The sequence below is a fragment of the Streptomyces sp. PA03-6a genome, from assembly GCF_033792765.1.
In the GTDB taxonomy this organism is placed as follows: Bacteria; Actinomycetota; Actinomycetes; order Streptomycetales; family Streptomycetaceae; genus Actinacidiphila.
Genome location: NZ_JARAVK010000080.1, coordinates 1 through 21609, shown reverse-complemented (window position 1 = coordinate 21609; position 21609 = coordinate 1). Strand labels below are relative to the sequence as shown.

Here is a 21609-nt window from a genome sequence, read left to right as displayed (position 1 = left end):
AGCACATACCGTCATCCAGGAGAATTCACGCCATGAGCAACCCTCAGCAGCTGCGGTACAGCAAGGAGCACGAGTGGGTCTCGGCCGCCGACGCGGACGGTGTGTCCTCGGTGGGCATCACCGAGCACGCGGCGAACGCCCTCGGCGATGTCGTCTACGTCCAGCTCCCGGCGGTCGGCGACACGGTCGCCGCGGGCGAGACCTGCGGTGAGCTGGAGTCGACCAAGTCGGTCAGCGACCTGTACGCCCCGGTCTCCGGCGAGGTCACCGAGGTCAACGAGGACGTCGTCAACGACCCCTCGCTGGTGAACTCGGCGGCCTTCGAGGGCGGCTGGCTGTTCAAGGTGAAGATCTCCGAGGAGCCGGCCGACCTGCTCTCCGCGGACGAGTACACCGCCTTCACCGGCAACTGACCGCTCGGGACCTCCCGACCGCTCCGCCCTGTCCACTCCGACCTCCGGACGGATGACCCCCCTGATGTCGCTTCTCAACAGCTCACTGCACGAGCTCGACCCCGACGTCGCCGCCGCCGTCGACGCCGAACTGCACCGCCAGCAGTCCACCCTTGAGATGATCGCCTCGGAGAACTTCGCTCCGGTCGCGGTGCTCCAGGCCCAGGGCTCGGTGCTGACCAACAAGTACGCCGAGGGGTACCCCGGCCGCCGCTACTACGGCGGCTGCGAGCACGTCGACGTCATCGAGCAGCTCGCGATCGACCGGATCAAGGCGCTGTTCGGCGCCGAGCACGCCAACGTCCAGCCGCACTCGGGCGCGCAGGCCAACGCGGCCGCGATGTTCGCGCTGCTGAACCCCGGCGACACGATCCTGGGTCTGAACCTCGCCCACGGCGGGCACCTGACCCACGGCATGAAGATCAACTTCTCCGGCAAGCTGTACGACGTGGTCGCCTACCACGTGGACGCCGAGACCGGTCAGGTCGACATGGCCGAGGTCGAGCGCCTCGCCAAGGAGTCCCGGCCGAAGCTGATCATCGCCGGCTGGTCGGCGTACCCGCGGCAGCTGGACTTCGCGGCCTTCCGGCGGATCGCCGACGAGGTCGGCGCGTACCTGATGGTCGACATGGCGCACTTCGCCGGCCTGGTGGCGGCGGGGCTGCACCCCTCCCCCGTGCCGTACGCGGACGTCGTCACCACGACCACGCACAAGACGCTGGGCGGCCCGCGCGGCGGCGTGATCCTGTCCAAGGCCGAGCTCGCCAAGAAGATCAACTCCGCGGTCTTCCCCGGCCAGCAGGGCGGCCCGCTGGAGCACGTCATCGCGGCGAAGGCGGTCGCCTTCAAGGTCGCGGCGACCGAGGAGTTCAAGGACCGCCAGGTCCGCACCCTGGAGGGCGCGAAGATCCTCGCCGAGCGGCTGATGCAGGCCGACGTCACCGGGGCGGGCGTCTCGGTGCTGTCCGGCGGCACCGACGTGCACCTGGTCCTGGTCGACCTGCGCCACAGCGAGCTCGACGGCCAGCAGGCCGAGGACCGGCTGCACGAGATCGGCATCACGGTCAACCGCAACGCCGTCCCGGACGACCCGCGTCCGCCGATGGTCACCTCGGGTCTGCGCATCGGCACCCCGGCGCTGGCCACCCGCGGCTTCGGCGCGGAGGACTTCCGCGAGGTCGCCGACGTCATCGCCGAGGCCCTCAAGCCGGGCTTCGACGCGGGGACCGCCGAGGCGCTCGCCGCCCGGGTCACCGCCCTGGCCGAGAAGCACCCGCTGTACCCCGGCCTGAAGTAGCGAGCGTCACCCGGTGTGCGGGGCCGGCCATGAGGACGGTCCCGCACACTGGAACAAGTGCGGCGCACCCACGCCGCAACACGTACCACCCCGGCGGCGACCCCGCCGGCCGCCCGCGGACAACGGGGTCCGCGAACCCGAGGAGTCATCGCACCGTGGCCATCTCCGTCTTCGACCTCTTCTCGATCGGCATAGGCCCGTCCAGCTCCCACACCGTGGGCCCGATGCGCGCCGCGCGGATGTTCGCCCAGCGGCTGAAGAACGACGACCTGCTGGCGGGCGTGGCCTCCGTGCGCGCCGAACTGTTCGGCTCGCTCGGCGCGACCGGCCACGGCCACGGCACCCCCAAGGCGGTGCTGCTGGGCCTGGAGGGCCACTCCCCCCGCACCGTCGACGTCGAGACCGCCGACGAGCGGGTCGAGCACATCCGCAGCAGCGGCCGCCTCAGCCTGCTCGGCGTCCACGAGATCCCGTTCTCCGCCGCGGACGACCTGATCCTGCACCGGCGCCGCTCGCTGCCGTACCACGCCAACGGCATGACGCTCTTCGCGTACGACGAGGGCGGCGCGCCCGTGCTGGAGAAGACCTACTACTCGGTGGGCGGCGGCTTCGTCGTCGACGAGGACGCGGTCGGCGAGGACCGCATCAAGCTCGACGACACCGTGCTGAGGTACCCGTTCCGCACGGGGGACGAGCTGCTCCGGCTCACCCGGGAGACCGGTCTTTCCATCTCCGGCCTGATGCTGGAGAACGAGAAGGCCTGGCGCACCGAGGCCGAGATCCGCGCGGGCCTGCTGGAGATCTGGCAGGTCATGCGGGACTGCGTGAAGGCCGGGATGACCCGCGAGGGCATCCTCCCCGGTGGCCTCAAGGTCCGCCGCCGCGCCTCCGCGACCGCCCGCCAGCTGCGCGCCGAGGGCAGCACGGTGGCGCACGCCATGGAGTGGGTCACCCTCTACGCCATGGCCGTCAACGAGGAGAACGCCGCGGGCGGCCGCGTCGTCACCGCCCCCACCAACGGCGCCGCCGGCATCATCCCGGCCGTGCTCCACTACTACGTGAACTTCGTGGCCGGGCAGTCGACGGAGGCGGAGAAGGAGGACGGCGTCGTCCGCTTCCTCCTCGCGGCGGGCGCGATCGGCATGCTCTTCAAGGAGAACGCCTCCATCTCCGGCGCCGAGGTCGGCTGCCAGGGCGAGGTCGGCTCCGCCTGCTCCATGGCCGCGGGCGGCCTCGCCGAGGTCCTCGGCGGCGGCCCGGAGAAGGTCGAGAACGCCGCCGAGATCGGCATGGAGCACAACCTCGGGCTCACCTGCGACCCCGTCGGCGGGCTCGTCCAGATCCCCTGCATCGAGCGCAACGGCATGGCCGCGGTCAAGGCCGTCACCGCCGCGCGCATGGCGATGCGCGGGGACGGGCGGCACCACGTCTCCCTCGACAAGGTCATCAAGACCATGAAGGAGACCGGGGCCGACATGAAGGTCAAGTACAAGGAGACCGCCCGCGGCGGCCTCGCGGTCAACGTCATCGAGTGCTGACCCCGCCCGGGGCCCCGGCCCGCCGGGACCGCGGGAGCGTCCCCGTGGGCGACGTCAGCGGTACGTGAGCACCGCCCACACGCCGGTCGCGGCGACCGCGAGGGCGTAGAGGGCGACGGCGGCGCGCAGGATGCGCGTCTTCGCCGGGGCGGCCAGCCGGGTGCGGGACAGCAGCCAGGCGAGGGCCGGGAGGACGAGGACGGCGTGGAGGCTGACGCCGTGGAGGGGCTTGAGGGGGGCCGTGGAGGCGTAGGCGGCGGCCTGGTGACCGGTGCGGGTGAGGTGGACGCCGCGGGCGATCATGGCGGCGCCCGAGAGCAGGGCGACGAGCAGGATCGCGAAACCGGAGCGCAGGGCGAGGGGCATGCCGGCGGGGCCGGCGGGATTGCGCCGGAAGGACGCGACGGCGAAGGCCGACAGGACGGCGACGAGCACGGCGCCGCCGGCCGCGAGCGTCATGGAGACGGCGGTGTCGAAGCCGGTCTCCATGTCGAGGTGCGAGGGTACGTGCCGCCACGCCTGCAGGGTGATGCCGACGACCTCGACGACGCAGTCGGCCGCGAACACGGCGAGCGTGCCGTGCGCAGGCGCGCGCCGACGTCCAGGTACGAGGTGACCCAGGTGATCGCGACGAGGGTGAGGCCGAAGGAGAGCCCGAAGGTCATGGGCTTGCGCCAGGACACCGGGCCGTCCCAGGGGCCGCCGTCCACCGCGAGGACGGCGAGGTGGAACAGGCCCGAGAGGATCAGCAGGGCGCCGGTCGCGTGACACAGGCGGTCGGCCGTGCGGGGGCCGTCGTGCGCCCGTGCCCCGGCGGTGGGGATGGTGGTCGTCGCCATGGCCCCAGCGTGCCGGGGGCGGCACGGCCGGTCGTCGTCCGGGGGGAGGCCGGCCGGATACGTCCCCGGGAGCAGTGGTTCCCGCTCAGCGGGTGGCCGCGTGCACGATCCCCGAGGTCGCCGCGATGCGGTCGAGCAGGAACATGGTGCCGACGCTCGCCACGATCCAGCTGCAGAGGATGACGATCCCGCGGGTCAGGCCGTCGTGGTGGAAGTAGGCGATTCCGTCCATGGCACGGACGCCCACCCCGGCCGGCATGACGGAGGCCAGTGGCTCCAGCCAGCCCGGCAGGAAGTACGGCGGGAGGACGCCGCCACTGGTGGCGTTCCCGATGATGAGCATGAAGATCGAGCCCAGGAGCACCCCGGCCGGGCCGAAGACGCGGATGAGCGCGACGGTGGCGGCGGCGACCGCGCCGGCCATGAGGGTGACGACGCCGAAGATTCCGAAGAAGGAGCCGGGTATCGCGCCGAAGGCCGTACTGGCGATGAGGGTGGTGGCCAGGCCGCCGACGACGGCGAAGAGGCCGATGCTCAGGACCCGCTGGTAGAAGGAGAGCCGTGGCGCGACCTGGTAGGTCAGCTGGCCGAAGAGGAAGCCGGCCAGGATCAGCCCGAAGGAGGCGTAGAAGACCGACAGCCCTCTGCTGTCACCGGAGGACAGCGGCAGGATGTCGACCACCGGGATCTTGTGGTCCTCGCCGTGCGGAACGGACGCCAGGGGGGTGAGCAGGGCGGACACCGCGGGGCCGTTCGCACCGGCGTAGACGACCTGGGGCTTGCCGCCCTCCGACAGGTAGGCCGCATAGGCCTCCCGGTGCTCCACCGCGTGCCGGGCCGAGGCCGCGTCGGGATACCGGTCGACCTGGAAGGCCTCGGGCGCGATGCGCTGGAGGCGGACGTCGAACAGGGCCGCCGAGTGGTCCGAGGCGACGACGGCAACCGGCAGCCGGTGCGCCGTGGGCGTGTGGAAGGCGGCGAGGAAGACGCTCACGAAGGACAGTCCGACGACGAGCACCGTGATCACCGGGGTGATCACCGCCTTCGGGCCGGTCAGTCCCGCCCGGGCGGGCGGTGCGTCGGTCTGCGGCCCCGGGACGTGCCGGTGTCGGTGCCGCTGGTGGGACGGGGGCGGGTCCGCAGGGGGGTTCGCATCGGTGATGATCACGGTGTCCACCAGGGGGAGTCCCTCCTATAATATAAGTTGACTTATATAAGTTAACAGACAACAGAGAGGCGTCCGGCATGCCCCTGCGCGAACCCCGCGAGCACATCGGCTACCTGATCTGGCAGCTCGCGCAGGCTTACGCGATCCGCATCGAGCAGGCGATGCGCCCACTCCGGCTGACCCAGGCGCAGTTCAGCACCCTCATGCAACTGAGCGTCTACGGGGCCATGTCGAGTGCCGAACTGGCACGCCGCTGCGGGGTCACACCGCAGTCCATGGGCACCGCGGTCCAGGGACTGGCCGAGCGCGGACTGGTCGAACGCAGGGCACATCCGACGCACGGCCGGATCATCGAGATCAGCGTCACCCCGGAGGGCGAGGAGCTGGCGGTCCGCGCCGAGCGGGCCATCGCCCCCGCCGAGGAAGAGGCCCTCTTCCCCTTCGCCCCGCACGAGCGCGAGCGGGTCCGGGCCGACCTGCAGCGGATGCTGGCGACCCTCAACCCGTACGCGCTGTCCGAGGGTGACTGAACGCTCACGTCGACGCCGGCGCCCGCATCGGTAGACCGCCCGACCACCGGCTCCCGGGGTGGTCAGGGCTTCGCCGACACGTAGGCCGTGCCGTCGGCGGTCTCCACGAGGACGGCGGCGACGTCCTGCGGGGCCACCGCCGCCGAGCCGTCCAGGCTGACGCCGTGGCCCTCCCCGGTCGGCGACACCACCCAGCTTCCGGCGATCTGCCGGGAGCCGTCCCGCGCCACCACGACCAGCAGGCAGTGCTCCCCCGCCGGGATGCCGCCGACCCGGGCGTGGAGCCGCACCCAGGCGGTGGCCGGGGTGAGCCGCACGGTCAACCGGGCCCCGGTGGACGGATCGGTGGCCGAGGCGGTGCGGACGGGCCCCGGCGGCGGGGCCGCGGCCGGCGGCCGGACCGCCTGCCCGGCCCGGTGCTCCCCGATGAGCACACCGCCCTGGAGGAGGCCGGCCGCCACCACCGCCGCCGCGACCCCGGCGGCCGCCCACCGGCGGCGCCGCGCGCCCGCGCGTTCGGCACGCACCTGACGCAACGTCCGCTGCAGCAACAGCTCCCCGCTCTCGGGCGGGCCGTCCAGGAAGGCCTCCGGCGGTACGTCCCCCAAGGCTTGTGCCAGGGAGCGCAGTTCCCCGAGTTCGGCGGCGCAGGGCCGGCAGGACACGACGTGCTCGTCCACGGCGCGGGCCTCCTCCTCGTTCAGCGCACCCAGGACACGGCCGGTGAGCGCCTCCCCGTCGTGCCGCACCCCCGTGCTCATGCCGCGACCTCCCCCATCTCGACGGGCCCCTGCCGGCAGAAGTCGCGCAGCGCCTTGAGGGCGTAGTGCGACCGGGACTTCACCGTGCCCGGCGGGATGCCCAGGGACCTGGCGGCCTCGGCGACGCTCTGCCCACGGAAGTAGAGCGCGTACAGCACGTCGCGGTGGTCGGCGGAGAGCCGTTCCAGGGCCTCCATGACGACCACGGCGTCCACCACCGCCTCCGCGTGGTCGCGCTCCACCGGCCCGGTGGCCGTCGACTCGGCCACCTCCTTGGGACGGGCGGCCATGGCCCGGTGCCGGTCGGTGATGAGGTTGCGCGCCACGGTGAGCAGCCATCCCCGCACCGAGCCCTTGCCGTTGAGCAGCGCCTCGGGATGGCGCCAGGCGCGGATCAGGGTCTCCTGGACGACGTCCTCGGCCGCGGCGCGGTCGCCGGTGAGGCGGGTCGCGTACGCGAGCAGGGCCCTGCCGTGTTCCTCGTAGAGCGCCCTGACGAGCGCCTCGTCACTCGTGCCCCGGCTCTGCCGGATACGGGGCCGCATTGCCGCCATCCGCCCACTCCGTCCGCCCACCGACCGTGCCGCGGTGCCTCGAGGCAGACACGGCCCCCACCCGGGGCGGGTTCAGGTGAGCCGCCTCACACCGCGCGGCCCGGCATTGAACCGCCGGGCCGCGCGGGCCGTGTCTGGTCACACGCCCCCACGTGCCCGGCCGGTCCACAGGAGGAGAGGAACGATGCGGTACAGCCCCGCGATGAGGACGGTCCGCCTGCTGGCGGCGGCCGCCGTGCTGTTCGCCGTCGCCCCGTCCCCCGGCGCCGCCGCGGGCCGCTCCCCCGCCGCCCGTACGGCTGGTGCCGCAAGGACCGGCGACCGCCGCCGGTGCGCCCCGTCCGTCCGGTCCGTCCCGTGGTGACGCCGGCCGGCCGCCGTACGGCGCGGCGGCGGGGGCCGGCGTGGTGGTGCTGCTGGCCGGCCTCGCCGTGGGCCGCCGTCCGCTGCTGCGGGCGCTGCGCCGGCGCCGGCGGGCGGCGCTGGGCCGGCGGCTCGCCGCGGACACCCGTACCCCGCTGGTGGTGCGGCACGCACTGCGTGAACTGGCCCTGGCGGGACGGCCCGGCAGCCCGGTCCGGGTGCGGGGCGTGCTCGCCGAGCCCGGCCGGGTGCTGGCCACGGTCTCGGCGTGCGGGCCCGCCCCGGCGCCGTGGACGGCGCTGACCCCGACCCGCTGGGAGCGCACGGGTCTCGTCCCGGCCGAGACGGCCGCCACCGGCCCGGGGCCGCTCCCCCAACTGACCAGGCTGGGCGCGGTCGGCCGGGGGCAGCTGCTGGTCAACCTCGCGCGGATCGGCGGCGTCCTCAGCGTGCTCGGGGATCCCGCGGTCGCGCGGGACGCGGTGCTCGCCCTGGTGGACGGGGTGTTGGAGGCGGCGCCCGCGGGCCGCACCGTGGTGGTCGCCGTCGGTCCCGGTGCCCGTGACCTGCCCGGGCCGCCCGCCGTGGTCCGGGTCCGGAGAGTCCGTCAGATCGCCGCGCTGCGCGGCGCTGGGGCGCCGCAGGTCCCGGCGGGGCTGGTCGTGCTGCTGCACCGGCCGGACGCCGAGGAGGCCCGCTTGCTGGCGACGCTGGCGGGCCCGAAGGGCGGCGGCTGGACGGTCCTGACGGTCGGCCATGTCCCGGGGGCCCATTGGCGCTGGTACGCGGCGGCCGACGGAACGTTGGACGCGGGCGTGCTCGGTCACCGGGTGGTGGTGCCCGTGCGGCCCTCCGTCCGCTGCCGCCTCTGATGCCCCGGCAGAGTGGCGATACGACAGAACCACTCATAGCGTCAGATTTCAGGTGACTCGGGACGTCACCCGGAAAGCAGGTACGGCAGTCATGACACTTCGTCGGCCCCACGCGGCCGCCGTGGTCGCGGTCGTCAGCGTGCTGGGGCTGTGCGCCGTTCCCCGGGCCGAGGCCGCGCCGGGCGCGCTCGTCGTCCGGCCCGGGGAGTCCGTCCAGGCCGCGGTGGACCGGGCCCGGCCGGGCGACGTCATCGAGATCCTCCCCGGGACCTACCCGGGCAGCGTCAACGTGACCAAGCCCCGGCTGACGCTGATCGGCCACGGCACCGACACCGTCCTCACCCCGGCCGGCAGGAGCGACCAGAACGCCTGCGCCCTGGCGGGCCACGGGCTGTGCGTCACCGGAACGGAGCAGAGCGGGCTGGACGGTGTGCGGCTGATGTCGCTCTCGGTCTCCGGCTTCCGCAAGAACGGCGTCGACGCCTCGTGGACCGACGGCCTCGAGGTCAGTGACGTGACCGCCGAGGACAACGGGCACCAGGGCATCGGCGTCCAGCACTCGGTGCGGACGCTGCTGCGGGACAACGTCTCCCGGCAGAACGGCGAGTCGGGGATCTTCCTGGCCAACACCGCGGACGCGGAGGGCGGCGCGCTGGACACCGAGCGCGCCCGCATCAGCGGCAACGAGCTGACGGGCAACCGGATCGGGGTCGTGCTGCGCCGGGTGCGCAACCTGGGGGTCGTCGACAACCACATCACCGCCAACTGCGGCGGCGTATTCGTCGTCGGGGACGAGGGCGTCCCCCGGGCCGGGGGCCTGACCGTCTCCGACAACCTCGTGGCGGCGAACAACAAGTACTGCCCGCCCAACGCCCGGCTCCCCTTCATCCAGGGTGCCGGGATCGTGCTGACGGGGGCAGAGCGGACCCTGGTGGTCCGCAACCGGGTCGTGGACAACCACGGCACCTCACCGATGTCCGGCGGGATCGTGCTCTTCCGCAGCGTGGTGGGCGCCCCCGACACCGGCAACACCGTCCGGGGCAACACGACCCTGGGCAACCGCCCGGCCGATCTGGCCGACCGTGACCAGGGCACCGCGAATGTCCTCCGTGACAACACGTGCCGCGTCTCCGAACCGAAGGGGTTGTGCGAGGAATGACCTTGACAGAAGCCACCAACGCGGACGGCACCGCGACCGCGGCGCCCGCCGAGTCCGCCACGCCGCCGGCGATGCGCCTGCGCGAGCTCGTCTTCGGCGCCGCCTGCGCCGCCGCCGTACGGGCCGCGGCAAGGCTCGGCGTGCCGGACGCGCTCGGCAAGGAGCCCTCGACCGTCGACGAGCTCGCGGCCATGGTCGGCACGGCGCCGCGCCAGCTGCGCCGGCTGCTGCTCGCCCTGGCCGCGTACGGGGTCTTCGAGCAGCAGGCGGACGGCCGCTTCGCCCACACCGAGATGTCCCGGATGCTCCGCAAGGACAGCCCGAACACCCTGCACTACATCGCGCTGTGGTGCACCGAGCCGTGGACGTGGGAGGTCTGGCCGCGGCTGGACGAGGCGGTGCGCGGCGGCCGCAACATCTTCCCGGAGGTCTTCGGCAAGGAGTTCTTCGAGTACCTCCACGACGACGCCCGCGACAGCGCCCGGGTCTTCGACCGCGCCATGACCGCCTCCAGCCGGCAGTCCGCCGAGGACATCGCGGCGCTGCTCGACCTGTCCGGCGTCCGCTCGGTCGCCGACATCGGCGGCGGTCAGGGGCACGTGCTGGCCGCGCTGCTGGAGAAGCACCCCGAGCTGCAGGGCACGCTGCTGGACCTGCCGAAGGTCGTGTCCGGCGCCGACCCGCGGCTGCGCGAGGGCGGTCCGCTCGCCGCGCGGGCCCGGCTGGTGCCCGGGGACTGCCGGGTGGACATCCCGGTGGCCGCCGACATGTACATCATCAAGAACATCCTGGAGTGGGACGACGACAGCACGCGCCGCACGCTGCGCAACGTCGTCGCGGCGGGCGGCGCCGGCGCGAAGGTGATCGTCATCGAGAACCTCGTCGACGACACGCCGTCCATGCGCTTCACCACCGCCATGGACCTGCTCCTGCTGCTGAACGTCGGCGGCCAGAAGCACACGCGGGACAGCATGGTGAAGCTGATGACGGAGGCCGGGCTGCAGGTGGGCGAGGTGGCCCCGGTCAACGCCTACCTGCACGCCCTGCACAGCACGGTCGGCGGGGCGCGGTGACCCGCTAGCCGGTCATCTCCCCCACCAGACCGGTGGTGTGCCGGCCCGCCCGGAACTCCGGGCGGGCCAGCACCTTGCGCAGGAAGCCCGCCGTGGTGCACACACCCTCGCCGCGCACCCGCAGTTCCTCCAGGACGCGGTCCATCCGGGCCAGCGCCCGCTCCCGGTCCGGGGCCCAGACGACGGCCTTGGCGAGCAGGGAGTCGTAGTCGGGGCCGATCCGCCAGCCGGGGAAGGCATGGGTGTCCACCCGTACGAAGGGCCCGCCGGGCACCTCGAACTCCGTGAGCAGACCCGGGGTCGGCGTGAAGTCCCGTGCGGGGTCCTCGGCGTTGACCCGGCACTCGACGGCGACCCCGCGGTGCACGACGTCCTCCTGGCGCAGGGTCAGCGGATGGCCCGCGGCGACCAGGATCTGCTCACGGACCAGGTCGATCCCGGTGACCATCTCGGTGACCGGGTGCTCCACCTGGAGCCGGCAGTTGACCTCCATCAGGTGGAAGTCGCGCTCCGGGGTGAGCACGAACTCGAAGGTGCCCACGCCGGTGTAGCCGACCGCCCGGGCGCCGCACACGGCCGCGTCGCACATCTGCGACCTCAGCCGCGCCGGCAGGTCCGGGGCGGGGGTCTCCTCCACCAGTTTCTGGTGGTGCCGCTGCACCGAGCAGTCGCGCTCGCCGAGGTGGACGACCGCGCCGTGCCGGTCGCAGAGCACCTGCACCTCCACGTGGCGGGCCCGCTCGACGTACCGCTCCAGGTAGAGCCGGTCGTCGCCGAAGACGGCGCGGGCGTGCGCCGCGGTGCGCTTGTAGGTGTCCAGCAGCCGGTCCGGGTCGGTGACCACGGCCATGCCGCGTCCCCCGCCGCCCGCGACGGCCTTGAGGATCACCGGGTAACCGGTCTGCTGCGCGGCCTCCTTGGCGTCGGCGGCGCCGGCCAGCGGGCCCGTGCTGCCGGGCAGCACGGGCAGTCCGGCCTCGGCCATCAGCGCGCGGCAGGCGGCCTTGTCGCCGAGCCGGGACAGCACCTCGGGGGAGGGCCCGATGAAGGTGAGGCCGTTGGCCTCGCAGACCTCGGCGAAGTCGGGGTCCTCGGACAGGAAGCCGTAACCGGGGTGGACGGCCTGCGCGCCGGTGCGGCGGGCGGCCTCGACGACGGCGGGGATGTTGAGGTAGCTCGCCCTCGCCGGGGGCGGTCCGATGTGCACGGCCTCGTCGGCGAAGCGCACGACGGCCGAGTCGCGGTCGGCGGTGGAGTACACCGCGACGGTCCGGATGCCGAGTTCACGGCAGGCGCGCGCGACCCGCAGCGCGATCTCGCCACGGTTGGCGACCAGGACGGTGGAGAACACCGGCCCTCACTCCCCCACCGGTATCGGCTCCAGTGCGATCAGCGCCTGCTGGAACTCGACGGGCTGCCCGTCCGGGACGACGACCTCCACGACCCGGCCGGCCGCGTCCGCCTCGACGATGCTCATCATCTTCATGACCTCCAGGACGCCCACGGGCTGGCCGGGGCGGACGAGGTCGCCGACGCTCACGCACGGGCGCTCGCCGGGTTCCGGTGCGTGGTAGAAGGTGCCCACAGTGGGGGCGCAGACGTAGTGAACCGCCGTGGAGTCGCACGCTCCGTGCGCCTGTTGCGCTCCCGGTGCGCCCTGGGCCCGGCCGGCGGAGGAGGCCGGTGCGGGGGCGGCCGCGGGTGCCGCGGCCGGGTCCGCCGCCGGAACGGGTGCGGCGGTGTGCGCGGCAGTGGACGCGGGGGGCTGCGCCTGCGGTTGCGGCCACTCGATCTCGACCGCCGTCTGCCCGTGGCGCAGCCTGATGCGCTGCGGCGGGGTGGGCATGGAGCGGGCCAGCTCGGTGGCGCTGCGGCAGACCGCCTCCAGCACCGGGAGCGCGGCCGGCGCACTGCCGGGGGACGTTCCGTTGAGGGCCTTGCCCGCGCCCGGGGGGCGGGCCGTCCTGTCGTCGCCGTGGAGTGTCACGGTGCTGCCTCCTCCTCCAGTCGGCCGAAACGGTGGAACCGGTCGCGGCGCTCGGCCAGCAGCCGGTCGGGGGCCCAGGGACGCAGTTCGTCCAGGGCGACCGAGAGCGCGCCGCCGACGAGGGCGGCCGCGTGGGCGTGGTCCCCGTGGGCGCCGTCGGGCGGCTCGGGGACCACACCGTCGACGATGCCCAGCCGGAGCAGATCGCGGGCGTGCAGCCGCAGGGCGGCCGCCGCCGCGGGGGCGGCGCCGGGGTCCTTCCACAGGATCGCGGCGCAGCCCTCGGGGCTGATCACGGAGTAGATGCCGTTGGCGCTGACCAGGACCCGGTCGGCGACGGCGAACGCCAGTGCGCCGCCGCTGCCGCCCTCGCCGGTGATCACGGCGACGACCGGCACGGGCAGCCGGGCCATCAGCCGCAGGTTCTCGGCGATGGCCAGGGCCTGGCCGCCGCTCTCCGCCTCCGGGCCCGGGTTGGCGCCCGGGGTGTCGATGAGGGTCACCACCGGCATGCCCAGCTTGGCGGCGGTGCGCATCAGGCGGGCCGCCTTCCGGTAGCCGGCCGGGGTGGCCATGCCGAAGTGCCGCCGCCTGCGCTCCTCCAGCCCGGGTCCGCCCTTGTGGTGGCCGATCAGCATGACCGGGCTGCCGTGGAGCAGGCCGGGACCGCCGATGACGGCCGGGCAGTCGGCGGCCAGCCGGTCGCCGTGCAGTTCGTGGAAGTCCTGGAGCAGATGGGCCGCGTAGTCGGCCGCCGTGGGCCGCAGCGGGTGCCGGGCCAGCCGTACCGCCTCCCAGGCGTCCCGCTCCGGCAGTTCGTCCGCCGTGCGGACGACGCGGACCGCGGGCCCGCGCTCCCGCTCCGCCGCGGCGCCGCCGGAGCGCAGCCGCAGCAGCCGGGCCAGCGTCGGGCGGAGCGCGGCGCGGGGGACGACGTCGTCGATGAGGCCGCGCGCGAGGAGGAACTCCGCGGTCTGGAAGCCCTCGGGGAGCCGCTGGCCGGTGGTCTGCTGGATGACGCGCGGCCCGGCGAAGCCCATCCGGGCGCCGGGCTCGGCGATGATGACGTCGGCGAGGGTCGCGTAGGAGGCGGCGACGCCGCCGTAGGTGGGGTCGGTGACCAGGGACACCACCAGGACGCCCGCCTCGTCGAGTTCGGTGAGCGCCTGGGCGGTCCTGGCCATCTGCATCAGCGACAGGGCGCCCTCCTGCATACGGGCGCCGCCGGAGGCGGTCACGAGCAGCAGGGGGACGCGCCGTCGCAGACTGGTCCGGGCGGCCCGGGTGATGTGCGAGCCGACGCCCAGGCCGAGGCTGCCGCCGAGGAAGTGGAAGTCCATCGCGGCGACCACGACCGGCTGTCCCTCGACGGTGCCGTGCACGCAGACGACGGCCTCGTCCAGACCGGTCGCCGCGCGGGCCTCGCGCAGCCGCTCGGCGTACGGGCGGGTGTCCGTGAAGCCCAGCGGGTCGTGCTCTGCCGGCCGCTCGCCGCGCTCCGCGGCGAGCGGCCGGCAGGAGCCGGGGTCCAGCAGCTGGTCCAGCCGCTGCCGGGCGGTGAGCCGGCCGTGCGCGCCGCACTCGGGGCAGACGCGCAGCGTACGGGTGTAGCGCTTGCCGTAGACGAGCGCGGCACAGCGCTCGCAGCGCACCCAGTCCGGCTCGGCGGTGGCCGTGTCAGCCACTGCGCTCCCAGCGGTAGAACTCCCGTGCCATGGCGTCCTTGGGCTCGCGCCAGGTCTCGGGGTCGTACGCGGAGATGAAGGACGACAGCTGGTCGCTGATGTCCCGGAACGCCGGGTGGTCCTTGTACCTGCCGACCTCCGGGCCGGGCGGCCGCTCGGCCTCGACCAGGTGCAGGTAGACGTCGCCGAACTGGAACAGGCTGCGTCCGGTGACGCCGATCAGCCCCGGCAGTTCGCCCTTGTCGGACTCGGCGAAGACCTGCGCCACCTGCTCCTCGACGCCGGGCTTCATCCTGGCCACGATCAGGCTGCGGTAGGTCTTCATGCCGCGCCGCCCCCGTGGCGCTGCACGATGCGCTCGCGGATCAGCTCCAGCTGGATCTTGGAGTTGTCGTTGATCCGGGCGGTCATCGCCTCGTCGTCGAGGGGGGCGCCGGGCTTCATGGCGAAGTCCTGGGTCCAGCGCATCCGGGTGCCGCCGGGGACCTCCTCGTACTGCCAGTGGATGTCCATGTACTGGAACGGGCCGGTCTCGACCCGGTGCGCGCGCACCGTGCGGGTGGCGCGGTCGGCGGTCCGCTCGGAGACCCAGCTCCACACCTGGCCGTGCTCGTCGGGGTGCATGGTGAGCCGGAAGACGACCCGGTCGCCCTCGCGCTCCACGATCTCCACGGAGGCGTACTCGCTGAACAGGTCCGGCCAGCCCTCCACGTCGTTGGTGACGTCCCAGACGACGTCCATGGGGGCGGGGATGGTGATCTCGTTCTCGGTGTGGCCGGGCATGGTCAGACTCCTGCCTTGAGTGAGTTGTTCACGACGTCCATGAAGGCGCCGGGGGTCTTGCACGAGTCGGCGTCGCCGGCGATCGGGATGCCCCGGTCGTTCTCCAGGGCGCCGACGATGCCGAGCAGGCCGAGCGAGTCCAGGCCGTACTCGGCGAAGGGCGTCTCGGGGTGGCCGGTCAGCAGGGCCACGTCGACGGTGATGCCCGCATTGGACTTCATCAGGGTGGCGAGTTCGCCGTAGGTCAGTTCCTTGCTCATGGAAGAGCTCTCCTTCACTGCGCCTGCGCTACGCCCGGACGACCAGGGCCGAGTTGGAACCCATGAGGCCGCGGCTGAGCACCAGCGCGGTCCGCAGTTCCGCCGGCCGGGGCCGGCCGATGACCAGGTCGAGGTCGTGGCAGGTGTCGGTGATGTTGGGGGTGGGGGGCACGACTGCGTGCCGCAGGGCGAACACGGCTGCGGCCACATCGAGCACCGGGGCGCCGCAGTAGGCGCGGCCGGTGCCGGTCTTGGGGGCGGTCACGGGAATCTTCCGGGCGCGCTTGCCGAACACGTCGGCCAGGGCCAGCGCCTCGGCGCGGTCGGCCTCCGGGGTGCCGAGTGCGTCGGCGAAGACGACATCGATGTCCCCGGGTGCGCACCCGGCTTCCGCGAGGGCGTCGCGGATGGCGCGGGCCAGTCCCTCACGGGACTCCGCCCAGCGCGAGGCCCCGGTGAAGGTGGCACCGTGCCCCGCGATGACGGCCTGCACCTCGGCCCCGCGTCCGGCGGCGTGCTCGGGGTCCTCGACCACGAGCATCGCGCCGCCCTCGGCGGGGGCGAAACCGCGGGCGTGCCGGGTGAAGGGCAGATAGGCCCGTTCGGGATCCTCCTCCAGGCTGAGTTCTTCGTATCCGAGCTGGCAGACACCCGAGTACGGCGCCAGCGGCGCCTCGGCGGCGCCGACGACGACGGCCCGGGTGCCGTTGCCACGGGTGATGTTGCGGCAGGCGTGGGAGATGGCGTCGAGACCACCGGCCTCGTCGCTGGCCACCACGCCGCAGGGGCCCTTGAAGCCGCCGCGGATCGAGATCTGACCGGTGCTCGCCGCGTAGAACCACGCGATGGACTGGTACGGGCCGACGAAGTTCGGCCCCTTGCCCCACAGGTGCTGCAGTTCGCGCTGGCCGAACTCGCCACCGCCGGAACAGGCCGCCGTCACCACTCCGATGTCGAAGGGTGACTCCTCGTCGAAGCGCAGGCCCGAGTCGGCGATGGCCTGGTCGGCGGCCGCCATCGCGAAGTGGGTGAACCGGTCGGTCTGCACGGTGTAGCGGTCCTCGACGACCGCCGACACCTCGAAGCCGCGGACCTCCCCCGCGACCCGAAGCGGCAGGTCCCGGCATCCCTCGCGGGTGACCGCGTCGAGGACGGCGACACCTTCCCTGGTCGCCTTCCAGAAGGCGTCGGCTCCGATGCCGTTCGGCGCGACGACGCCGATGCCGGTGACCACCGCTTGCGTGTTCATCGCTGGCTCCCCTCCGGTCGGTTGAGGACGACCGCGGACTGGAACCCGCCGAATCCGCTGCCGACCGACAGCACGGTGCGCAGCTTCAGCTCACGGGCGGTGCGCGGGACGTAGTCCAGGTCGCACTCCGGGTCCGGGGTCTCGTAGTTGGCGGTCGGCGGCACCACGCCGTGGGCGAGGGCCAGGGTGCAGGCGGCCAGTTCGATCGCGCCGATCGCACCCAGGGAGTGGCCGACCATGGACTTGATGGAGCTCATGGGCGTGGAGTAGGCATGCGCGCCCAGCGAGCGCTTCACCGCCGCGGTCTCGTGGCGGTCGTTCTGCTTGGTGCCCGAACCGTGCGCGTTGACGTAGTCGACGTCCGACGGGTCGATCCTGGCGTGGTCCAGTGCCTGGTCGATGGCCTCGGACATCTCCAGGCCGTCGGTGGTGAGCCCGGTCATGTGGTAGGCGTTGCCGTACGTGGCGTAGCCACCGATCTCGCAGTAGATCCGGGCACCGCGGGCCTTGGCGTGCTCCAGTTCCTCCAGGATCAGCACGGCGCCGCCCTCGCCCATGACGAACCCGTCGCGGCGGGCGTCGAAGGGACGGGAGGCGTGGGCCGGGTCGTCGTTGTTGGGGGAGGTGGCCTTGATGGCGTCGAAGCAGGCCACCGTGATGGGTGAGATCGGGGAGTCCGACGCACCGGCGATGATGATGTCGGCGCGTCCCTCCTCGATGGTCTGGAACGCGTAGCCCACGGCGTCCAGGCCGGAGGTGCAGCCCGTGGAGACGGTCTGCACGGGACCGCGGGCGCCGTGCCGTTCGGCTATCTCCGAGGCGAGCGCGCTGGGCGCGAACGCCCGGTGCAGGTGCGCACCCGCCTGCCGGTGGTCGACGTCCCAGCGGGTGCCACGTTCACTGACGCGTATGTAGTCGTGTTCCAGCCGGGTGGTGCCTCCGACGGCGGTGCCGAGGGAGACCCCGACCCGCCAGGGGTCCTCCTCGTCCAGTTCCAGCCCGGCGTCGCGGACCGCCTCGGCGGCCGCGACGAGCGCGAACTGGACGTACCGGTCGGCGCGTTCCAGGTCCCGCGGGCTCAGCCCGCAGGCCGCCGCGTCGAAGTCGACCTCAGCGGCGATGCGGGACCGGAAGCCCGTCGGGTCGAAGAGCGTGATCCCGCGGGTCGCCGTCCGGCCGGCGGTGAGCAGTTCCCAGAAAGCGGGGACCCCGACACCGCCGGGGGCGACGACACCGGCCCCGGTGACCGCCACCCGGCGGGTCATGACGCCGCGTCCTCGGTCTGCTCGGTGGGCTCGGTGTCGACATGGCCCAGCTCCGGGCGCGGAGCGAGCGGACCGAGGTGGAAGACAAGCCGGGCCTCGGTGTCGCCGACGTTGCGGAAACGGTGGCGGACGTACGGCGGGATCATCAGGCCCTGCTCCGGGCGGAGCACGTACGGCTCCCCGTCGAGGTCCACCTCAAGCGCACCGCACACCACGTACACGAACTCCTCCGAGTACGGGTGGTAGTGCTCGCCGATCCGGTCACCGGGCTCCACGAGCGCGACGCCCATGAAGCCGCTGGTGGCGCCGCACGCGGTCGGGGTGAGCATCGCCCGCAGGTCGCCGCCGCGACGGCGGTTGTGCGGGGTGTCCCCCAGGTTCACGATGGTCGGCGTGAACGGGACGTTCCGTTCGTTGGTCAGAAGATCATCCATGCTTGCCTCCTCCGGCGGGGCCGGCCCGGGGCGCACCCCGGGCCGGCCGGTACCTGCCGGCTGCCGATGGCTCGTACGGGTCAGGACGTGGCCGCGCTGCGGTCGGTGACCATGCGCATGTCGTATTCGACGAGGAACCGCTTCAGGCCCTGCTCGTCCGCGAGGTCCCAGTCGGGACCGAGGTCGAGCAGCCGGGCGAGGACGCCGGCCTTGTGCTTGCCGGCGGCGCCCACGGCGATGAGCGAGGCCTCCTCGACCGGGACCCGCAGGTCGACCAGGCGCACCACGATGTCCTCGCTCTCGCGCAGGAAGACGGTGCTGCGCGCGAGCGGCCCCTTGCGGACGTCCACGGCCTCCTCGTCCTGCTGGGCGAGCATCTTGGCGACGGCCTGGCCGGAGCCCGCCTTGGCCGGGTAGATCAGGGCGTGGCGGCTCAGGCCCTCCGGCCGGTCGGTGCCCTTGGCGACGTGGTGCACGGCCGGGAGCGCGGCGCGGGCGAAGAACTCCCGTGCCGAGCCCGGGTCGTTGAGATCCCGGTCCACCTCCAGGTAGGGGTTGATGGCTTCCTCGACCGCCCGCACCTCGGGCTGGCGGGCGACATGGCGCAGTGCCCTGGCCAGGTCGCCCTCCACCTCCACGGCGCGCACGACGCGGTTGCCGTGCATGAACAGCGAGGTGCGGCGCAGCCGCGTGTTCTCGTCGACCACGGCCTGCGGCGAGGTGTAGCCGGACAGGATGTCCGCCACCTGCTGTTCGCTGCCGGGCTTCACGGTGAAGGTGATGGCGTGGCGGATGATCCCGTCCCCGACCCTCGGCACGGTCTGCATGCGACCGGACTCGTAGGAGGTACGGGTCTCCCGCAGCACCCCGAAGCGGAGCGAGCGGGTGTCCTTCACGCAGCCGTGCATCGGCTGCACCATCTCCAGATGGGTCGGGCTGTCCACCCAGGCGAGGAAGTGCAGCGCACTCTCCCACTCACTGGTGATCAGCCATTGCGAGGGATTTTCGATCGACTGGCAAAGCTGGTCGCTGACGTGTCCGGGCACGGCAGCGACGTGGCGGCACATCTGGTCATACGCGTCAAGAAACCGCTGCTCGGCGTCGTCTTCAACATCAAGCATGAGGACGACGCGCAGGCGATTGCCATCAAGCGCGGACTGCGAGACCTTTTCGGCCTGGGCCGGCATATTCCACCTCTTCCGAGAGCGAGCAACCCCCGAGGTCCGTCGTCCAACGATCGTGCTGTGGTGGCCCAACCGGTGCGAGATATGTGATCCAATTGGGTGACGGGCGAAAATACCCCCGGTAATCGGGCATCAAGGGAGCTATGACTCCACAGGCCGAAGACCGGGTTCCGGTCCTCATCGTGGGGGGCTCCCTCGTCGGGCTCTCCAGCTCAGTCTTCCTGGGCCGGCTCGGCGTCCGGCACGTCCTCGTCGAGAAGCACCCGGGTACCTCCATCCACCCCCGTGGCCGCGGCAACAACCTGCGGACCATGGAGCTGTTCCGTACCGCCGGGGCCGAGCCGCTGATCCGGCGGGCCGCCTCCGTACTCGCCGACAACCACGGCATCCTGCAGGCCGACTCACTGACCTCGGACAACGCCGAATGGCTGTTCCGGGAGATCGACCCGGGCGGCCGGCTGTCCGGCATCAGCCCCAGCGGCTGGTGCCTGTGCAGCCAGAACGACCTGGAGCCGGTGCTCCTGGACTACGCCCGCACGCTCGGCGGCGACCTGCGCTTCAGCACCGAGCTGGTGTCGTTCACCCAGGACGACGACGGCGTCACCTGCGAGCTGATGGACCGGGAGACCGGCGACCGCAGCACCGTCAGGACCGACTACCTGGTCGCGGCCGACGGTCCGCGCAGCCCGGTGCGCAGCGCCCTGGGCATCGGTCACACCGGACGCGGCGACCTCTTCGCCAACATCAGCGCGACCTTCCGCGCCAAGCGGCTGGCCGACGCGGTGGGCGACCGCTACTTCATCGCGTGCTACCTGACCAATCCGGACGCCGACGGCGTGCTGCTGCCGGTCGACAACCAGGAGAACTGGGTCTTCCACGCGCCCTGGCACCCCGAGCGGGGCGAGTCGCCGGAGGACTTCACCGACCAGCGGCTGGCCGCGCACATCCGCACCGCGGTGGGCGTGCCGGACCTGGAGATCGAGATCACCGGCCGGGCCCCCTGGCGGGCCGCGGAGCGGGTCGCGGACTCCTACGGGCGCGGGCGGGTGCTGCTCGCCGGCGACTCGTGCCACGAGATGTCGCCCACCGGCGCCTTCGGCTCCAACACCGGCATCCAGGACGCCCACAACCTGGCGTGGAAGCTCGCCGCGGTGACCGGCGGCTGGGCCGGGCCGGAGCTGCTGGAGACGTACGAGGCCGAGCGCCGCCCGGTCGCCGTGGCCACCAGCGAGCGGGCCTCCGCCCGTTCCGCCGAGCACGCCCACCCGGGCTACGCGCCGCCGGCCGGCGGCGGGCCACAGAAGGGGGTCCTGGTGGTCGCGCTGGGCTACCGCTACCCCGAGGGCGCGTTCCTGGGCGCGGACCCGGGGCGGCCGGTCGTCCCCGAGGACTTCCGGCCGGTCGCCGAACCCGGTGGCCGTTCCCCGCACGTGTGGGTGACCACCCGGGAGGGCGAGCGCCGCTCCACGCTGGACCTGTACGAGCGCTCCATGGTGCTGCTCACCGGCGACGGGCCGAAGGGCACGGCCTGGCACGACGCGGCCCGCACGGTCGCGGAGCGCCTCGGGGTGCCGCTGCAGGCGTACCGGCTCGGCGAGTCCACGCAGGCCGACCTGGTGCCCGAGGCGGGCACGGACTGGACCGCGGTGCACGGCATGACGCCGAGCGGCGCGATCCTGGTCCGCCCGGACGGCTTCGTCGCCTGGCGGAGCCGCGAGGCCGTCGAGGACCCCGCGGCGACGCTGGCCGAGGTCCTCACCTCGGTGCTGCGGCTCGGCTGACCGTACGAACGGCGGCCACCACGCTCACGCGAGCGCCGGTGGCCGCCGTTCCCGTTCGCCGGCGCCCTCGGCCCGGGGCGCCGCCGCCGGGGTTCGACGTCTCCCCCGCCGGACGCGGTGCGGTGACCGGCCGGGGCCGGTCACCGCACCGCACGGCGGGAAGGGCTCCCTCAGCCCACCGGGCCGTCCCCGCCCTCCACCGAGGACCGTGGCGCGCCCGGCTGGGCGGCGGGCGGTGTCCCCTGCTGGACGGCGGGCGGTGCGGACGGACGGACCGCCGGTGACGCACCGGGCTTGGCTGCCGGAGGCACGGAGGGCCGGCCGGCCGGTGACGCACCCGGCTTGGCTGCCGGAGGCGCCGACGGGGCGGCGGGA

At 73.3% G+C, this 21609-nt stretch carries 22 protein-coding genes and 1 pseudogene; 9 read left to right on the top strand and 14 right to left on the bottom strand.

Annotated elements, in window-relative coordinates; translation table 11 throughout:
- Positions 1–32: 32 nt before the first annotated feature.
- From gcvH to PV350_RS20430, 3 genes are all read left to right on the top strand, one after another.
- Positions 33–413 carry a glycine cleavage system protein GcvH gene (gene gcvH, locus PV350_RS20440; RefSeq protein WP_499514124.1) on the top strand — a complete coding sequence of 127 codons (381 nt, stop codon included), beginning with the start codon at positions 33–35 and terminating at the stop codon, positions 411–413.
- A 64-nt stretch (positions 414–477) separates the two neighbouring features.
- Positions 478–1749, top strand: coding sequence for a serine hydroxymethyltransferase (glyA, locus tag PV350_RS20435; protein ID WP_500335230.1), 1272 nt, complete (start codon positions 478–480; stop codon positions 1747–1749).
- 155 nt (positions 1750–1904) lie between these two features.
- Positions 1905–3287, top strand: coding sequence for an L-serine ammonia-lyase (locus PV350_RS20430; RefSeq protein WP_500335229.1), 1383 nt, complete (start codon positions 1905–1907; stop codon positions 3285–3287).
- A 54-nt stretch (positions 3288–3341) separates the two neighbouring features.
- On the opposite strand, the pseudogene PV350_RS20425 reads toward PV350_RS20430, so the two are convergent.
- Together PV350_RS20425 and PV350_RS20420 are read right to left on the bottom strand one after the other, a co-directional pair.
- Positions 3342–4126: pseudogene (locus tag PV350_RS20425) on the bottom strand (hypothetical protein).
- 85 nt (positions 4127–4211) lie between these two features.
- Positions 4212–5303, bottom strand: coding sequence for a YhgE/Pip domain-containing protein (locus PV350_RS20420; protein WP_499514119.1), 1092 nt, complete (start codon positions 5301–5303; stop codon positions 4212–4214).
- Between the two features lie 68 nt (positions 5304–5371).
- On the opposite strand from PV350_RS20420, the gene PV350_RS20415 reads away from it, so the two are divergent.
- Entirely contained in the window at positions 5372–5824 is a 453-nt protein-coding gene (locus PV350_RS20415) for a MarR family winged helix-turn-helix transcriptional regulator (RefSeq protein ID WP_499514118.1), read from the top strand.
- Positions 5825–5886: 62 nt separating this feature from the next.
- Here the strand turns inward: PV350_RS20415 and PV350_RS20410 are convergent, their stop codons facing one another.
- Positions 5887–6585, bottom strand: a complete 699-nt coding sequence (locus PV350_RS20410) for an anti-sigma factor family protein (protein ID WP_500335226.1) — start codon at positions 6583–6585, stop codon at positions 5887–5889.
- Complete coding sequence (locus PV350_RS20405; protein WP_500335224.1) at positions 6582–7139, bottom strand: sigma-70 family RNA polymerase sigma factor; 558 nt, start codon at positions 7137–7139, stop codon at positions 6582–6584. The genes PV350_RS20410 and PV350_RS20405 overlap by 4 nt, the downstream gene beginning before the upstream one ends.
- Before the next feature lie 184 nt (positions 7140–7323).
- Between PV350_RS20405 and PV350_RS20400 the strand changes: the two genes are divergently transcribed.
- The 4 genes from PV350_RS20400 (at position 7324) to PV350_RS20385 (ending at position 10606) form a co-directional block, all read left to right on the top strand.
- Positions 7324–7503, top strand: coding sequence for a hypothetical protein (locus PV350_RS20400; RefSeq protein ID WP_500335222.1), 180 nt, complete (start codon positions 7324–7326; stop codon positions 7501–7503).
- A 40-nt stretch (positions 7504–7543) separates the two neighbouring features.
- The gene (locus PV350_RS20395; protein WP_500335220.1) at positions 7544–8374 is read left to right on the top strand and encodes a hypothetical protein; all 831 of its coding nucleotides are present in this window, start codon (positions 7544–7546) and stop codon (positions 8372–8374) included.
- A 91-nt stretch (positions 8375–8465) separates the two neighbouring features.
- Positions 8466–9533, top strand: coding sequence for a right-handed parallel beta-helix repeat-containing protein (locus tag PV350_RS20390; RefSeq protein WP_499514114.1), 1068 nt, complete (start codon positions 8466–8468; stop codon positions 9531–9533).
- The gene (locus tag PV350_RS20385) at positions 9530–10606 is read left to right on the top strand and encodes a methyltransferase (RefSeq protein ID WP_499514113.1); all 1077 of its coding nucleotides are present in this window, start codon (positions 9530–9532) and stop codon (positions 10604–10606) included. The genes PV350_RS20390 and PV350_RS20385 overlap by 4 nt, the downstream gene beginning before the upstream one ends.
- Positions 10607–10610: 4 nt before the next feature.
- Here the strand turns inward: PV350_RS20385 and PV350_RS20380 are convergent, their stop codons facing one another.
- The 10 genes from PV350_RS20380 to PV350_RS20335 form a co-directional block, all read right to left on the bottom strand.
- The gene (locus PV350_RS20380; RefSeq protein ID WP_500335217.1) at positions 10611–11957 is read right to left on the bottom strand and encodes an acetyl-CoA carboxylase biotin carboxylase subunit; all 1347 of its coding nucleotides are present in this window, start codon (positions 11955–11957) and stop codon (positions 10611–10613) included.
- Between the two features lie 6 nt (positions 11958–11963).
- Positions 11964–12593, bottom strand: coding sequence for an acetyl-CoA carboxylase biotin carboxyl carrier protein (locus PV350_RS20375; protein WP_499514111.1), 630 nt, complete (start codon positions 12591–12593; stop codon positions 11964–11966).
- On the bottom strand, positions 12590–14278 hold the full coding sequence (gene accD, locus PV350_RS20370) for an acetyl-CoA carboxylase, carboxyltransferase subunit beta (RefSeq protein WP_500335215.1): 1689 nt from the start codon (positions 14276–14278) through the stop codon (positions 12590–12592). Before accD ends, PV350_RS20375 begins: the two co-directional genes overlap by 4 nt.
- Complete coding sequence (locus PV350_RS20365) at positions 14271–14603, bottom strand: TcmI family type II polyketide cyclase (protein WP_499514109.1); 333 nt, start codon at positions 14601–14603, stop codon at positions 14271–14273. Before PV350_RS20365 ends, accD begins: the two co-directional genes overlap by 8 nt.
- Positions 14600–15061: an SRPBCC family protein gene (locus tag PV350_RS20360; protein ID WP_499514108.1), complete on the bottom strand. Its 462-nt coding sequence runs from the start codon at positions 15059–15061 to the stop codon at positions 14600–14602. The genes PV350_RS20365 and PV350_RS20360 overlap by 4 nt, the downstream gene beginning before the upstream one ends.
- A gap of 2 nt (positions 15062–15063) precedes the next feature.
- Positions 15064–15321 (bottom strand): acyl carrier protein, encoded by a 258-nt coding sequence (locus PV350_RS20355; RefSeq protein ID WP_499514107.1) that lies wholly within the window; start codon positions 15319–15321, stop codon positions 15064–15066.
- Positions 15322–15349: 28 nt separating this feature from the next.
- Positions 15350–16570: a ketosynthase chain-length factor gene (locus tag PV350_RS20350; protein ID WP_499514106.1), complete on the bottom strand. Its 1221-nt coding sequence runs from the start codon at positions 16568–16570 to the stop codon at positions 15350–15352.
- The gene (locus PV350_RS20345) at positions 16567–17835 is read right to left on the bottom strand and encodes a beta-ketoacyl-[acyl-carrier-protein] synthase family protein (RefSeq protein ID WP_499514105.1); all 1269 of its coding nucleotides are present in this window, start codon (positions 17833–17835) and stop codon (positions 16567–16569) included. The genes PV350_RS20350 and PV350_RS20345 overlap by 4 nt, the downstream gene beginning before the upstream one ends.
- On the bottom strand, positions 17832–18269 hold the full coding sequence (locus tag PV350_RS20340; protein WP_499514104.1) for a cupin domain-containing protein: 438 nt from the start codon (positions 18267–18269) through the stop codon (positions 17832–17834). Before PV350_RS20340 ends, PV350_RS20345 begins: the two co-directional genes overlap by 4 nt.
- Positions 18270–18349: 80 nt before the next feature.
- Positions 18350–19456: a SchA/CurD-like domain-containing protein gene (locus PV350_RS20335; protein WP_499514103.1), complete on the bottom strand. Its 1107-nt coding sequence runs from the start codon at positions 19454–19456 to the stop codon at positions 18350–18352.
- Between the two features lie 140 nt (positions 19457–19596).
- Between PV350_RS20335 and PV350_RS20330 the strand changes: the two genes are divergently transcribed.
- Positions 19597–21234: an FAD-dependent oxidoreductase gene (locus PV350_RS20330; RefSeq protein WP_500335212.1), complete on the top strand. Its 1638-nt coding sequence runs from the start codon at positions 19597–19599 to the stop codon at positions 21232–21234.
- The last annotated feature ends 375 nt before the right edge of the window (positions 21235–21609 follow it).